A 13,890-nucleotide genomic window follows, 5' to 3' on the forward strand; every position below is an offset into this window, starting at 1 on the left:
CGGCGACGGTTCTACCGAAGACCGCTGGTCTTCCCGGGGCTACCTCGGGAACGAAGGTCCGCCGAACGGGCGGCGACCCGCGCAGGGAGGAACGAGGATCGCCACACGGGTACCCGTGTGTATCGACGCCCCGAGCCTGCTGCGCTGGATTTCGCCGCGCGCGCCGGGGCGTTTCGTCGTTTCCAGGGTAGTCGCGGGCAAGCTCAGTGGTCACCAGCCAAGAGAGGAGGCGACCATGGCGAAGCCCGAAAAGGTGGAGGCGGTCGCCGAGATTGCGGACCGGTTCCGCAACAGCTCGGCCACGGTCATCACCGAGTACTCCGGCCTCTCCGTGTCCAAGCTCAGCGAGCTGCGCCGCGCTCTCGGCTCCACCGTGAAGTACCGGGTCGCGAAGAACACCCTCACCAAGCGTGCCGCCGAAGAGGCGGGCGTCGAGGAGCTGAACGAGCTCTTCATCGGCCCCACCGCGATCGCCTTCATCGAGGGCGAGCCGGTCGAGGCCGCGAAGGCTCTGAAGAACTTCGCGAAGGACAACAACGCGCTCGTCATCAAGGGCGGCTACATGGATGGCCGCACGATGAGCGTCAGCGAGATCAACAAGCTGGCCGAGCTCGAGAGCCGCGATGTCCTGCTGTCCAAGGCCGCAGGTGCGTTCAAGGCCAAGCTGTCCGAGGCCGCGTCGCTGTTCGAGGCGCCGCTGTCGAAGATGGCCCGCGCCGCCGCTGCGCTCGAGGACAAGCAGAAGTCCGAATCCGGCTCCGCGTCCGACGCCGAGAGCTGACCGACACCACCCACCCGACTCCCGAGTCGCAAGCAAGGAAGGAACGCCACCATGGCGAAGATGAGCACGGACGAACTGCTCGACGCCTTCAAGGAGCTGACGCTGCTTGAGCTGTCCGAGTTCGTGACGAAGTTCGAGGAGACCTTCGACGTCACGGCCGCCGCCCCGGCCGCCCAGGTCGTGGCCGCCGCCCCGGGCGCCGACGCCGGTGCCGCCGCCGAGGAGGAGCAGGACGAGTTCGACGTCGTCCTCGAGGACGCCGGCGACAAGAAGATCCAGGTCATCAAGGTCGTCCGCGAGGTCATCTCCGGTCTCGGCCTGAAGGAGGCCAAGGAGCTCGTCGAGGGCGTCCCGAAGCCGCTGCTCGAGAAGGTCGACAAGGAGGCCGGCGAGGCCGCCAAGGCCAAGCTCGAGGAGGCCGGCGCCAAGGTCTCGCTCAAGTGATCTGACGCCTCACGGCGTTTTCGATTACAGCGAAAGCGGGCGGACATCCCACGGGGTGTCCGCCCGCTTTTTCATGTTCTCGTGGCATCCCAAAGATGCCCTCCGGGGCATTCCGCGGCGGCGGGCGTTTTCGTATGTCGGAAGAATTTGCGGCGGAATTCGATCACGGCGCACACGGGGTGTGTCCATTCATCACATTCGTGGGTGTGGGCGGTCGTCGGGTGCGTGGGGCGTGGGTTACCTTGCACATCCACATCACACGGTCTGTGTCCGGGATTACTCCGGGCGCGCGAACCTGATGTGAACTAGTGAGTAACTTACGCGGGCTTCGGTCGTTGCTCGTAGAAGGAAGACGCTGCGGACATGGCGGTCGACACCTCCCGGGAGGTGCGGTCCGCCGGGCGCACCCGCTGGAACGGGCGGGGCACCGGCCGCGGCCGCGGAACCGCTCCGGGAGGGTGCGATGGGTGCCGAGGTGGTCATCGAGGGCTTGACCAAGTCCTTCGGTAAGCAGGCCATCTGGCGTGACGTGACGCTGAACCTGCCGCCTGGGGAAGTGTCGGTGATGCTCGGCCCGTCGGGTACCGGCAAGTCGGTGTTCCTCAAGTCGATGATCGGTCTGCTCAAGCCCGACAAGGGAAAGTGCGAGATCAACGGCGTCGACATCGCCAGGTGCTCGGAGCGCAAGCTCTACGAGACGCGCAAACTGTTCGGCGTGCTGTTCCAGGACGGTGCGCTGTTCGGGTCGATGAACCTCTACGACAACGTGGCGTTCCCGCTGCGGGAGCACACCAAGAAGTCGGAAACCGAAATCCGCAACATCGTGCTCGAGAAGCTCGAGCTGACCGGTCTGTCCGGGGCCGAGGACAAGCTGCCCGGTGAGATCTCCGGCGGTATGCGCAAACGCGCCGGGCTCGCCCGCGCGTTGGTGCTCGACCCGGAGATCATCCTGTGCGACGAGCCGGACTCCGGCCTCGACCCGGTGCGTACCGCGTACATCTCCCAGCTGCTGGTGGACCTGAATGCCCAGATCGACGCGACGATCCTGATCGTCACCCACAACATCAACCTCGCCCGTACCGTGCCGGACAACATCGGCATGCTGTTCCGCAAGGAACTCGTCATGTTCGGCCCGCGCGAGGTGCTGCTGACCTCGGACGAGCCCGTCGTCGAGCAGTTCCTCAACGGCCGCCGACTCGGCCCGATCGGCATGAGCGAGGAGAAGGACTCGGCGCAGATGGCGCTCGAGCAGGAGCAGGCCGACGCGGGCCACCACGACGGGTCCACCGAGGACGTGCGCGGCATCGTGCCCCAGCTGCAGCCCACACCCGGCCTGCCGGAGCGGCAGGGCGCGATCCGCCGCAAGGACCGCGTGGTGCAGGTGCTCCACACCCTTCCCGAGCCGGCTCGGGAAGGCATCATCGCCTCGCTGACGCCCGAGGAGCGCAGGCACTACGGCATTCCCGAACCGGCCGTCACCGCAGGTGGCCGGACGCCGGCCCATCGCGGCAATCTGCCCGCGGGCGAGGTCGCCGACCTGCCCGGTTCGCCCGCCTGGCCGGGCGCCGAGCAGTCCGCACCGACCCGGCCGCTGCGACCGCGGCGAGGCGGGGCATGAGCGCACGGACGGCCACCGTCCCCGGCATGGGGATGTTGCGGGAGACGGGCAAGCTGTTCGCCCTCGGTCTCGACATCGGCCGGGGCATCTTCCAGCGCCCGTTCCAGCTGCGGGAGTTCATCCAGCAGGCCTGGTTCATCGCCAGCGTCACGATCCTGCCGACCGCGCTCGTGGCGATCCCGTTCGGCGCGATCATCTCGTTGCAGTTCGGGTCGCTGGCGAGCCAGCTCGGTGCGGAGTCCTACACCGGTGCGGGCAGCGTGCTCGCCACCGTGCAGCAGGCGGCGCCGCTGGTGACGGCGTTGCTCGTCGCCGGTGCGGGCGGGTCGGCGATCTGTGCCGACATCGGCGCGCGCACCATCCGCGAGGAGATCGACGCCATGGAGGTGCTCGGCGTCTCCGCGGTGCAGCGCCTCATCGTGCCGCGCGTGCTGGCGTGCATGCTCGTCGCGGTGCTGCTGAACGGCATGGTCAGCGTCATCGGTGTGCTGGGCGGCTACTTCTTCAACGTCGTGCTGCAGGACGGCACGCCCGGTGCGTACCTGGCGAGCTTCTCCGCGCTGGCCCAGTTGCCGGACCTGTGGGTCGGCGAACTCAAGGCGTTGATCTTCGGCTTCCTCGCCGCCGTCGTGGCCGCTTACCGGGGCCTGCACCCGCCACCCGGGCCGAAGGGCGTCGGCGATGCGGTCAACCAGTCCGTCGTCATCACGTTCCTGCTGCTGTTCGTGGTCAACGTCGTCATCACGTTGATCTACCTGCAGCTCGTCCCGCCGAAGTTGGGCTGACCGATGGCCTCCGTGACCCAGCGCGCGAAAAAGATCGCGAACCGCCCGCTCGAGACGCTCGACGATCTCGGCGACCAGATGTCGTTCTACCTGCGCGCCCTCGCGTGGGCGCCGCGGACGATCCGGCGGTACATGAAGGAAGTGCTGCGCCTGCTGGCCGAGGTGAGCTTCGGCTCCGGTTCGCTGGCCATGATCGGCGGCACCGTCGGCGTGATGGTCGGCCTGACGCTGTTCACCGGTGTGCTGGTCGGTCTGCAGGGCTTCTCGGCCCTGGACTCGATCGGCACGTCGGCGTTCACCGGCTTCCTCACGTCGTTCTTCAACACCCGTGAGATCGCACCACTGGTGGCGGGTCTCGCGCTGTCGGCGACCGTCGGTTCCGGCTTCACCGCGCAGCTCGGCGCGATGCGCATCTCCGAGGAGATCGACGCGCTCGAGGTGATGGCGGTGCCGAGCCTGCCGTACCTGGTCACGACGCGGATCATCGCCGGGTTCGTCGCGGTCATCCCGCTGTACGTCATCGGCCTGATGGCGTCGTATCTGGCCTCCAGGGCCGTGGTCATCTACGTCTACGGCCAATCGGCGGGTACCTACGACCACTACTTCGACATGTTCTTGCCACCGCAGGACGTGCTGTATTCGTTCATCAAGGTGCTGATCTTCAGCGTCTTGATCATCCTCACGCACTGCTACTACGGCTACAAGGCCAGCGGCGGCCCCGCGGGTGTCGGTGTGGCCGTGGGCCGTGCCGTGCGGTTGTCGATCGTCACGGTCGCGGTGGTCAACTTCTTCGTCGGGTTCGCGCTCTGGGGAACCGACACGACGGTGAGGATCGCGGGATGACGGCGACAGGGATGTGGGCAACGCTGCGTCGCAGGCTGCTGGGACTGCTGCTGGTCGGACTGCTGGTCGGCGGCGTGGCCCTGAGCGTGGCGATCTACAACAAGGCCTTCAGCTCGTACGTCACGGTGACGCTCGAGGCGGACGAGCTCGGCAACCAGCTGTCGGAGAACTCCGACGTGAAGGTGCGTGGGCTGATCGTCGGTCACGTCGGCGAGATCACCCCCGTCGCGGGCGGCGCCACGAAGATGACGCTGAACCTCGACCCGGAGCACGCCGACCTGGTGCCGGCGAACGTCTCGGCCCGATTCCTGCCGAAGACGCTCTTCGGCGAGCGTTTCGTCAACCTGGAGATCCCGGACGGCGCCGAGGCGACGGCACTGCGGTCGGGGGACGTCATCCCGCAGGACCGCACCGAGAGCGCCATCCAGCTCGAACAGGCGCTGGAGGATCTGATGCCGGTGCTGCAGGCGGTGCAGCCGCAGAAGCTCTCGACCACCCTGAGCGCGATCTCGACGGCGCTGGAGGGGCGCGGTGAGCAGCTGGGCCAGACGCTGTCGGACCTCGGCAGCTACCTCGGCGAGCTGAACCCGCACGTGCCGAAGCTGCAGGAGAACCTGCGGGAACTGGCGAAGTTCTCGCACAACCTCTCCGACGTCACCCCGGATCTGGTGCAGACGCTCGACAACTTCACCACGACGAGCAAGACGATCGTGGAGAAGCGGCAGGCGCTGTCGAACATGTACACCAGCATCACGGGCGCCTCGACGGATCTGCACTCGTGGCTGAAGGCGAACTCGTCCAACCTCATCCAGCTCGGCGAGACCGCGAGGCCGACGGCTGAACTACTCGCCAAGTACGCGCCGTCGTACCCGTGCTTCCTCGGGCAGATGGCCGAGCTGGTGCCGCGGATCGACAAGGCGTTCGGCAAGGGCACCAACGAGCCCGGCCTGCACGCGACGATCGAGATCACCAACAACCGCGGTCCGTACAAGCCGGGGCAGGACGAACCGGAGTGGAACGACCACCGCGGCCCGCGCTGCTACGACTTCGCCGAGCGGCCGGATCCGTTCCCGCAGTACCCACCGGACGGGCCCGTCAAGGACGGCAGCACGGCGCCCCCGCCTGCGCGCTCGTCCAACAACGGCCTCAGCCAGGCCGACGACCAGGCGAACGCGGGCGGCTACAACAACAACGGTGGCGGCGGCGCCGCTCCCGGTATCGCGGGCGGCGACCCGGCCGGTTCGCCGGGTGAGCTGCGGCTGATCTCGCAGCTGACCGCGCCGCGGCTCGGCATGGACGCCGACGAGATGCCCGGCTGGGGCTCCCTGCTCATTGCCCCGATGTACCGCGGAGCGGAGGTGACGGTCGAATAATGCGCGGACTCACCGCACCACTGGTCAAACTCGGTGCCTTCATCGCCGTCACGGTGCTGGTCACGGGTGTGCTCGCGGTCAGCATCGCGAACATCAACCTGTCCGACACCGTGACGTACAAGGCCCGCTTCACCGACGCGACGATGGTGATCCCCAACGACGACGTCCGGATCGCGGGCGTGCGCGTCGGCCAGGTCAGCTCCGTCGAGATCGTGGACCGCAGGCTCGCCGAGGTGGAGTTCGAGATCGACGCCGCCCGCGAGCTGCCCGCGAACGTGCAGGCGTCGATCAAGTACCGCAACCTCGTCGGCCAGCGCTACATCGCGCTCGAACGCGCCGGCCAGGGCGAGGTGCAGCAGGCCGCGTACCAGGGCGGCGGCAATCAGCCGGGCGGCGGGAGTCCGCAGGGCACGCTGCAGCCGGGCGAGACGATCCCGCTGGATCAGACGACGCCCGCGCTGGACCTGAACGAACTGTTCAACGGGTTCAAGCCGTTGTTCCGGGCGCTGTCGCCGGACGACGTCAACAAGCTGTCGTACGAGATCATCCAGGTCCTGCAGGGCGAGGGCGGCACGGTCGAAAGCCTGCTGTCGCACACGGCGTCGCTGACGACGAAGCTCGCCGAGAAGGACCAGGTGATCGGCCAGGTCATCGACAACTTGAACACGGTGCTGACGACGGTCAACGAACGCACGCCGCAGCTGGACCAGCTGATCGTGCGGCTGCAGAAGCTGGTGTCGGGACTGGCCAAGGACAAGGAGCCGATCGGGCAGTCGATCGACGCGCTCGGTGGGCTGGCGCAGACCACGGCGGGCCTGCTGAAGGAGGGCCGCGAGCCGCTGAAGCAGGACGTCAAGGCCCTCGGTGAGCTGGCAGGAAACCTCAACGACCAGGAACAGGTCGTCGAACACTTCATCCAGTTCCTGCCGGAGAAGGCCAAGCGGATGGCTGCGACCGCTGACTACGGCTCGTGGTTCAACTTCTACCTGTGCAGTGCGAGCGGCGACGTCCGGATCCCGGGGCTGATGTCCGAGCCCGTCAACGTGCCGATCGCGCCGGTCAATAGGGAGCGGTGCACCAGCGAATGAAGAGCTTCCAGAAGCGCAACCCGATCCCCATCGCGATCACCGGCATCATCGTGATCGTGCTCGGCATCGTGGCGGCGCTGAACACCGAGGACCTGCCACTCATCGGCGGTGGCACGACGTATCAGGCCGAGTTCAGCGAGGCGGCCGGACTCAAGCCCGACGACGAGGTGCGCGTGGCCGGCGTGAAGGTCGGCAACGTCAGCGACGTCGAGCTCGACGGCGACCGGGTGAACGTGTCGTTCAAGGTGCGCGACGCCTGGCTGGGCGACCGCACCTCCGCGACGATCAAGATCAAGACGTTGCTGGGGCAGAAGTACGTGGCACTCGACCCGTTGGGGGAGAACCCGCTCGACCCGGGGTCGACGATCCCGCGCGAGCGCACCACGGCGCCCTACGACGTGCTCGAGGCGTTCCGCGACCTGTCCGGCACCGTCGACGAGGTCGACACCGACCAGCTGGCGCAGAGCTTCGACGTGCTGTCCGAGACGTTCTCCGACACGCCCGACGAGATGAGCGGCGCATTGGACGGGCTGTCGAAGCTGTCGAACACCATCGCCAAGCGCGATCAGCAGCTCAAGAGCCTGCTGAAGAACACCAAGCAGATCTCGGGCACGCTCGCCGGCCGCGACGAGCAGCTGGTGAAGCTGATGGAGGACGGCTCGTCGCTGCTGGGTGAACTGCAGCGACGCAAGCAGGCCATCACCACGATGCTGCAGGGCAGTCAGGAGCTGTCGACGCAGCTGCGGGGCCTGGTCGCCGACAACAACGAGCAGATCGGCCCTGTGCTGAACAAGCTCGACCGGCTGACCGGCATGCTGCAACGCAACGAGGAATCGTTGAGCGAGGGCATCCGCCAGTTCGCGCCGTTCGTCCGCGTCTTCAACAACACGATCGGCAACGGCCGCTGGTTCGACAACTACATCTGCGGCTTCCTGCTCCCGTCCGTCGGTCCGGTGAACGAAGAGGGGTGCAACGTCAAATGATCACCACTCGATTCGGTCAGCGGCTCGCCCAGGGCGTCACGATCGCCATCGTGCTCGCGCTCGTCGTCGCGGGCGGACTGTGGTGGACGCTCAAGGACGCGGGCAGCAAGCGGGTCAGCGCCTACTTCCCGAGCGCGATCGGCCTGTATGAGGGCAACACCGTCCGCGTGCTCGGTGTCGAGATGGGTGAGGTCACGAACGTCGAGCCGCAGGGTGAGCGCGTGCTCGTGGAGATGACCTACGACCGTGACGTGCAGATCCCGGCGGACGCGAAGGCGATCCTCGTGGCGCCGTCGCTGGTCTCGGACCGGTACGTGCAGCTCGCACCCGCCTACACCGGCGGTCCGACGCTCGACGCGGGCGCGACGATCAGCCAGGACCGCACCGAGGTGCCGCTCGAGGTCGACGAGCTCGCCGAGAGCCTCAGCCGGGTGTCCGAATCGCTCGGCCCGAACGGCGCCAACAAGAACGGTTCGCTGTCGGACCTGCTCGACACCTCCGCCGAGAACCTCGACGGCAACGGTAAGGCGCTGCACGACACGATCACCGAGCTCGGCAAGGCCTCCGGCACGCTGTCGGGCAACTCGGGTGATCTGTTCGCCACGGTCGAGAACCTGGGGAAGCTGTCCACGACGCTCGCCGGCAGTGACCAGACGGTGCGCAGGTTCGAACAGCAGCTCGCCGACATCAGCGGCTACCTCTCGAGCGAGCGGGAGAACCTGTCGGCGACCGTCAAGCAGCTCGGCACGGCGCTGACCTCGGTCAAGGGGTTCGTCGAGAACAACAGGGGCAAGCTCAAGTCCAACGTGGACAAGCTGGCGAGTGTCACGCGGGTGCTCGTCGAACAGCGCGGCGCCCTCGCCGAGACGCTCGACATCGGTCCGCTGGCGCTGACGAACCTCGCCAACACCTACAACGCCTCGTCGGGAACCCTCGACGCCAGGGCGAACCTCAACGAGCTCACGCAACCGCCGGCGACGATGGTGTGCAACCTGCTGAAGCAGACACCGGACGCGCTCGACGCCGTCGGCAACGTGTGCCAGGGCGTGGCCGACGTCGTGGACAACAACGTGCCGCTGCCGTCGTTGGCGCAGTCGGTGCACGCGCTGAACAACGGTGAGCTGCCGCCGCTGCCGCTCCCGATCACGCAGCAGGTGCTGTCCTCGGGAGGTGGCCAGTGAAGTTCCGCAAGCTGCTGTCCGCGGGTGCGGCCGCCACGATGCTCGCCGTGTCCGGCTGCGGGTTCTCCGGCGTGTACGACCTCCCGCTGCCGGGTGGCGCCGACCTGGGCGACGACCCGTACCGCGTGAAGGTGCAGTTCCGCGACGTCCTCGACCTCGTGCCGCAGTCCGGCGTCAAGGTCAACGAGGTGTCGGTGGGCAGGGTCGAGCAGATCGGCCTGGCCCGCGACGGGTGGACGGCCGAGGTCACGCTGCTGATCAACAACGATGTCGAACTGCCGGCCAACGCGATCGCGAACCTGCGCCAGTCGAGCCTGCTCGGCGAGAAGTACGTCCAGCTGAGCCCTCCGGGCCAGGATCCGGCCGAGGCCGAACTGGCCGAGGGCGACACGATCCCGGTGGAGCGCACCGACCGCAGCGTCGAGGTCGAGGAAGTGCTCGGCGCGCTGTCGATGCTGCTCAACGGCGGCGGCGTGGAACAGCTGAACAACATCACCAAGGAACTGAACACCGCGCTGTCCGGCAACGAGCAGGACGTCAAGGGCCTGCTGCGCAACGCCAATCAGTTGGTGTCGGCGCTCGACGCACAGTCGGGCGACATCACCAGCGCATTGGACGGTCTGAACCGGCTGTCGATGAACTTGAAGGGGCAGAAGGACCGCATCGCGGGTGCCATCGACAACCTGGGCCCCGGCCTGGAGGTCCTGGAGCAGCAGCGCGGCCAGCTGGTGACGATGCTGCAGGCGCTGAACCGCGTGTCCGGTGTCGCGACGAGGACGATCAACCAGAGCCAGGAGGACCTGGTTGCGAACCTGAAGTCGCTCATGCCGGTGCTGCGCAAGCTCGGTGAGGCGGGCTCGGACCTGCCGAAGGCGCTCGAACTGATGCTCAGCTACCCGTTCACCGACCAGGCCGTGAAGGGCGCCAAGGGCGACTACTTCAACCTCTACGTCGACCTGGATCTGGACCTGCAGGAAGTGCTGGCCAACCTCGGCCGCAGCAGGCAGAACCCGCTCCAGGACGCCTCGTTGCCGGGCAACCTCACGTCACCGCGAGAGGGAACCGGCGACAACCCGCCGCCGCTGCCGCTGGGCGAATCGTCCGGACAACCCGGGTCGCAGCAGTCCGGGGGCCAGGACGGGCGGACCTCGCAACAGTCGTCGTCGGGCGTCGAGGGGATCTTCGAGAGCCTGTCAGGGGGCGGTAGCTGATGCTGGTGCGCAAGACCAAGATCCAGCTCGTGGTGTTCGTGATCATCTCGGTGGTCGCCGTCGTGTACGCGCTCGTGCGGTTCACCGACGTCGAGGAGACCTTCGGTCAGGGCGGCTACAGCGTGCAGCTGCAGCTGGCCGAGTCCGGCGGGATCTTCACCGGTGCCGAGGTGACCTACCGCGGCTTCAACATCGGTACCGTCGGCCCACTGAGCCTGACCGAGGACGGCACCGAGGCCGAGCTGGACATCGAAGCGGACGCGCCGCCCGTGCCCGCCGATCTGAAGGCCGTCGTGGCGAACCGGTCCGCGGTCGGTGAGCAGTACGTCGACCTGCAGCCGCGGAGTTCCGGTGGACCGTTCCTGGAGGCCGGTTCGGTCATCGACTCGCGGAACGCGACCACGCCCGTGCCGACGGAGAAACTGATCGGCGATCTGTCGTCGCTGGCCAAGTCGGTGCCGACCGATTCGCTGCGCACCGTCGTCGACGAGTCCTACGACGCGTTCAACGGCACCGGCCGCGACCTGCAGCAGCTGATGGACACCACGCAGGAGTTCACGAAGGTGGCCTCCGAGCATGTTCCGCAGACGGTGGAGCTGCTTGACTCGGGCACGAAGGTGCTGCGCACGCAGAACGAGATGGCCGGGTCGATGCGCTCGTTCAGTCGCGACCTGCGCAAGCTGTCGCAGACGCTGAAGGACTCCGACGCCGACGTCCGCAAGCTCGTCGACGTCGCTCCGCAGGTCGGCGACCAGGTGCAGCGGGTGCTGGCCGAGACCGGTCCGGGCCTGTCGGCGCTCACGGCGAATCTGCTGACGACGTCGAACCTGCTGGTCCCCCGGCAGGACGGGCTGGAGATGATGTTCATCGCCTACCCGATGGTGACCGGCGGCGCCTACTCGGTCACACCCGGTGACGGCACCGCGCACCTCGGCCTCGCGCTGAACCTGTTCAACCCGCCGTCATGCACCAAGGGCTACCGTTCGCCCGACGAGTACCGTCCCGGCAACGACACCTCCGAGCGGGATCCCAAGGGCGATGCGTACTGTGCCGAGCCGGTCGGCAGCCCGATCAACGTGCGCGGTTCGCAGAACGCGCCGTACCACGGCGTCCCGGTCAAGCCGAGCCAGCAACAGCTGGAGGAGAACTCGACGCGGGACGAGGAGGAGCTGGCCTCGCTGCGCGGCACCCCCGGCGTGGCGGGCAGCCCGGGGCTCGACATCACGAGCCTCGACCAGCTCGCAGGCCTGGCCCGGCCGTGAGCCGGTCAGGGCGACAAACAGCAAGCTGACACGACCGCAATACCCTGGAGCGTTATGAGTTCGGACGAGCCGGAGAAGGCCCGCGCCACCGGCGAGACGGAAGACGGCACCGGCGCGGCCGGGGCCGACGTTCCGGGGACCGCGGACGGCGACGTCGACGGTGCGGAAACGGTGGCGGCCTCGGAGTCGGCGGAGTCGTCCGCCGACTCGGCGGCGGAGAAGCCGGCCGACACCGACGGCGATGACGACGTCGACAGCGGTGCCGACGATGGTGTCGCCGACGACGGCACCGAGGGCGACAGCACCGAGGGCGGCAGCACCGAGGGCGGCAGCACCGAGGGCGACGGCACCGAGGGCGACGGCACCGAGGCCGAGGACGAGGCCGAGGAGGGCCGGTCGGTGCCGCCGCGCTGGGCACTGCTGGGTGCGGCCGCGTTCGCGACGGCCGCGTTCATCGTGGCGGCGGTGTTCGGCGTGTGGTGGCTGGTGAGCGCGACCGGGGACGACGCCGAGGTCGCCGCGCAGCGGCAGGACGTCACGCGCGTCGCCGGACAGGCCGTCACGGCGTTCACCGAACTCGACCACACGAAGCTGGACGAGTACTTCAGCAGGCAGAAGGAACTCAGCACCGGCGAGCTGGCAAACCAGATCCAGCAGGCCGAGAAGACCTATCGCGAGGCGATCACCAAGGCGAAGTCGAAGGTGACCACGACCGTCCACGACGTCGCCGTCAGTGAGCTGAACGACCGCGAGGGCAAGGCGAGTGCCATCGTCGCCGCGAGCGCCGACATCAAGCGCGGCGACCAGGAGGGCATGAAGACCATGCGACTCGAGGTGCAGCTTTCGCGGGACGGCGAGGACGGCCCGTGGAAGGTGTCGCAGATCGGCGACGTGCCCGTCACCGGCGGCGGCCAGCAGTAAGCGCATCGCCCGGCGCCCACGAACCGCGCAGCAGCGCCCAGAACGGAGTCCTACCGTGTCACCGAACCGTCGTAAGCCCACCCCGCAGCAGCGGCCGACGCCGACGCGCCGTCCCAAGGTCGCGGGCCTGCGCAAGCCGGGTTCCACCGAGGACGTGGAGACATCTGAGCAGGCCGGGGCCGCCGACACCACCGACACCACCGACGCCGCAGACGCCGCAGACGCCGCAGACGCCGCAGACACCACCGACACCGCGGAGGCCGCTGAAGCGGGCCAGTCCGCCGGGGCCGGCGACGCGGGTGGCGCCGGTCGAGCGGGGCGCGGTGCGTCGGCGGCATCGGAGCCGGAGGACGAGACGGGCCCGGTCGGTGACCGCGACAGTGACAGCACCGACAGTGACAGCGCCGGCGAGGACAGCACCGACAGTGACAGCGCCGGCGAGGACAGCGCCGGCGAGGACGCGGGGAAGCCGGCGCCGAGGCCGGGGCCGCGCCGGAAGGCCAAGGACGACGGGCGTGCGAAGCCGGCGAGTCTCGACGAGGCCGAGAGCATCGACGCCGAAGAGCCGGGAACGCCCGCGGTCGCGACGTCGGCACGCGGCAAGAACGGTAAGGGCGGCAAGGGCGGTACCTCGCGCAGGCGGCCGGGATACGCCGTGCTCGCGGTGCTGGTGGTCGCGGGCCTGCTGTTGGCGGGCGCCGCGGTGTTCTTCCAGATCAAGGGCAGTGAGGCGCGCGCGGCGACGTCGAACTCCGCACTGGTCGACGGTCCGGCCACGGCGGAGGTGAAGGAGGCGATGGGGAAGGCGGCCGAGCGCCTGTTCTCCATCGACCACAACAACCTCGACAAGACCGAGAAGGCCGCCGACGAGCTGCTGGCCGGTGGTGAGGTCAAGCAGAAGTACGACGCGCTCATGGGCGAGATCAAGCGGCTCGCGCCGGAGCAGAAGATCGTCGTCACGGTGCACGCCACGCGCAGCGCGGTCGTCAATCTCGACGACGAGCGCGCACGGGTCATGGTGTTCATCGACCAGGCGGCCACGCGGCCGTCCGACGAGCAGCCCGCCGTGGGCGGCGCGGCGATGTGGCTGGAGACACAGAAGCAGGGCGACACGTGGAAGGTGACCAACCTCGACACGTACGCCGCGCAGCAGCCGGCGCCCGCACCCGGACAGTCGCAGGACCCGTCCGGCGCGCCGCTGCCGGGAGATGGCCAGCAGGGCGGCCAGAACGGTGGTCAGCAGGGTGGTCAGGACGGCCAGAACGGCGGTGAGCAGGGCGGGAACTGATTCGGCTCGCTCCGGCGGCCGGACTGCCATACCGGTGGTCCGGCTGTCCAGAGCCGGGCACAGGTGATCTATTTCGTACTCGTCCGCCAGGCGCAACCGGCGTGTGAATGCT

Annotated in this window: 13 protein-coding genes; all 13 read left to right on the forward strand. The window is 68.2% G+C overall.

The genetic code is table 11. The annotated features are described in order from the left end of the window. The first annotated feature begins 235 nt into the window (after positions 1-235). The 13 genes from rplJ to LY40_RS21610 all read left to right on the forward strand — a co-directional run bounded on the left by rplJ (position 236) and on the right by LY40_RS21610 (position 13,778). Positions 236-781, forward strand: a complete 546-nt coding sequence (gene rplJ, locus LY40_RS21550; protein WP_183779730.1) for a 50S ribosomal protein L10 — start codon at positions 236-238, stop codon at positions 779-781. A gap of 51 nt (positions 782-832) precedes the next feature. Further along, positions 833-1,225, forward strand: a complete 393-nt coding sequence (rplL, locus tag LY40_RS21555; protein ID WP_183779727.1) for a 50S ribosomal protein L7/L12 — start codon at positions 833-835, stop codon at positions 1,223-1,225. A gap of 463 nt (positions 1,226-1,688) precedes the next feature. Beyond that, on the forward strand, positions 1,689-2,843 hold the full coding sequence (locus LY40_RS21560) for an ABC transporter ATP-binding protein (RefSeq protein WP_258937981.1): 1,155 nt from the start codon (positions 1,689-1,691) through the stop codon (positions 2,841-2,843). Positions 2,844-2,875: 32 nt separating this feature from the next. Then, the gene (locus LY40_RS21565) at positions 2,876-3,628 is read left to right on the forward strand and encodes an MlaE family ABC transporter permease (protein WP_221212993.1); all 753 of its coding nucleotides are present in this window, start codon (positions 2,876-2,878) and stop codon (positions 3,626-3,628) included. A 3-nt stretch (positions 3,629-3,631) separates the two neighbouring features. After that, on the forward strand, positions 3,632-4,471 hold the full coding sequence (locus LY40_RS21570) for an MlaE family ABC transporter permease (protein WP_183779707.1): 840 nt from the start codon (positions 3,632-3,634) through the stop codon (positions 4,469-4,471). Next, positions 4,468-5,844: an MCE family protein gene (locus LY40_RS21575; protein ID WP_183779704.1), complete on the forward strand. Its 1,377-nt coding sequence runs from the start codon at positions 4,468-4,470 to the stop codon at positions 5,842-5,844. The genes LY40_RS21570 and LY40_RS21575 overlap by 4 nt, the downstream gene beginning before the upstream one ends. Next, positions 5,844-6,932 (forward strand): MCE family protein, encoded by a 1,089-nt coding sequence (locus tag LY40_RS21580; protein WP_183779702.1) that lies wholly within the window; start codon positions 5,844-5,846, stop codon positions 6,930-6,932. Before LY40_RS21575 ends, LY40_RS21580 begins: the two co-directional genes overlap by 1 nt. Further along, positions 6,929-7,915 carry an MCE family protein gene (locus LY40_RS21585; protein ID WP_183779700.1) on the forward strand — a complete coding sequence of 329 codons (987 nt, stop codon included), beginning with the start codon at positions 6,929-6,931 and terminating at the stop codon, positions 7,913-7,915. The genes LY40_RS21580 and LY40_RS21585 overlap by 4 nt, the downstream gene beginning before the upstream one ends. Beyond that, entirely contained in the window at positions 7,912-9,096 is a 1,185-nt protein-coding gene (locus LY40_RS21590) for an MCE family protein (protein ID WP_258937982.1), read from the forward strand. The genes LY40_RS21585 and LY40_RS21590 overlap by 4 nt, the downstream gene beginning before the upstream one ends. Positions 9,097-9,134: 38 nt before the next feature. Beyond that, on the forward strand, positions 9,135-10,307 hold the full coding sequence (locus LY40_RS21595; RefSeq protein WP_183785006.1) for an MCE family protein: 1,173 nt from the start codon (positions 9,135-9,137) through the stop codon (positions 10,305-10,307). After that, positions 10,307-11,569: an MlaD family protein gene (locus tag LY40_RS21600; protein ID WP_183779696.1), complete on the forward strand. Its 1,263-nt coding sequence runs from the start codon at positions 10,307-10,309 to the stop codon at positions 11,567-11,569. Before LY40_RS21595 ends, LY40_RS21600 begins: the two co-directional genes overlap by 1 nt. Positions 11,570-11,623: 54 nt before the next feature. After that, the gene (locus LY40_RS21605) at positions 11,624-12,490 is read left to right on the forward strand and encodes an Rv1363c family protein (RefSeq protein WP_258937983.1); all 867 of its coding nucleotides are present in this window, start codon (positions 11,624-11,626) and stop codon (positions 12,488-12,490) included. 55 nt (positions 12,491-12,545) lie between these two features. After that, positions 12,546-13,778: a hypothetical protein gene (locus LY40_RS21610; protein WP_258937984.1), complete on the forward strand. Its 1,233-nt coding sequence runs from the start codon at positions 12,546-12,548 to the stop codon at positions 13,776-13,778. Positions 13,779-13,890: the final 112 nt, after the last annotated feature.

Source organism: Prauserella salsuginis (assembly GCF_024648885.1).
Lineage (GTDB): Bacteria > Actinomycetota > Actinomycetes > Mycobacteriales > Pseudonocardiaceae > Prauserella > Prauserella salsuginis.

Bases quoted from the DNA above. Each gene is read 5' to 3' on its own strand.
- rplJ (WP_183779730.1), top strand. From the start codon at position 236: ATGGCGAAGCCCGAAAAGGTGGAGGCGGTCGCCGAGATTGCGGACCGG.
- rplL (WP_183779727.1), top strand. From the start codon at position 833: ATGGCGAAGATGAGCACGGACGAACTGCTCGACGCCTTCAAGGAGCTG.
- LY40_RS21560 (WP_258937981.1), top strand. From the start codon at position 1,689: ATGGGTGCCGAGGTGGTCATCGAGGGCTTGACCAAGTCCTTCGGTAAG.
- LY40_RS21565 (WP_221212993.1), top strand. From the start codon at position 2,876: ATGTTGCGGGAGACGGGCAAGCTGTTCGCCCTCGGTCTCGACATCGGC.
- LY40_RS21570 (WP_183779707.1), top strand. From the start codon at position 3,632: ATGGCCTCCGTGACCCAGCGCGCGAAAAAGATCGCGAACCGCCCGCTC.
- LY40_RS21575 (WP_183779704.1), top strand. From the start codon at position 4,468: ATGACGGCGACAGGGATGTGGGCAACGCTGCGTCGCAGGCTGCTGGGA.
- LY40_RS21580 (WP_183779702.1), top strand. From the start codon at position 5,844: ATGCGCGGACTCACCGCACCACTGGTCAAACTCGGTGCCTTCATCGCC.
- LY40_RS21585 (WP_183779700.1), top strand. From the start codon at position 6,929: ATGAAGAGCTTCCAGAAGCGCAACCCGATCCCCATCGCGATCACCGGC.
- LY40_RS21590 (WP_258937982.1), top strand. From the start codon at position 7,912: ATGATCACCACTCGATTCGGTCAGCGGCTCGCCCAGGGCGTCACGATC.
- LY40_RS21595 (WP_183785006.1), top strand. From the start codon at position 9,135: ATGCTCGCCGTGTCCGGCTGCGGGTTCTCCGGCGTGTACGACCTCCCG.
- LY40_RS21600 (WP_183779696.1), top strand. From the start codon at position 10,307: ATGCTGGTGCGCAAGACCAAGATCCAGCTCGTGGTGTTCGTGATCATC.
- LY40_RS21605 (WP_258937983.1), top strand. From the start codon at position 11,624: ATGAGTTCGGACGAGCCGGAGAAGGCCCGCGCCACCGGCGAGACGGAA.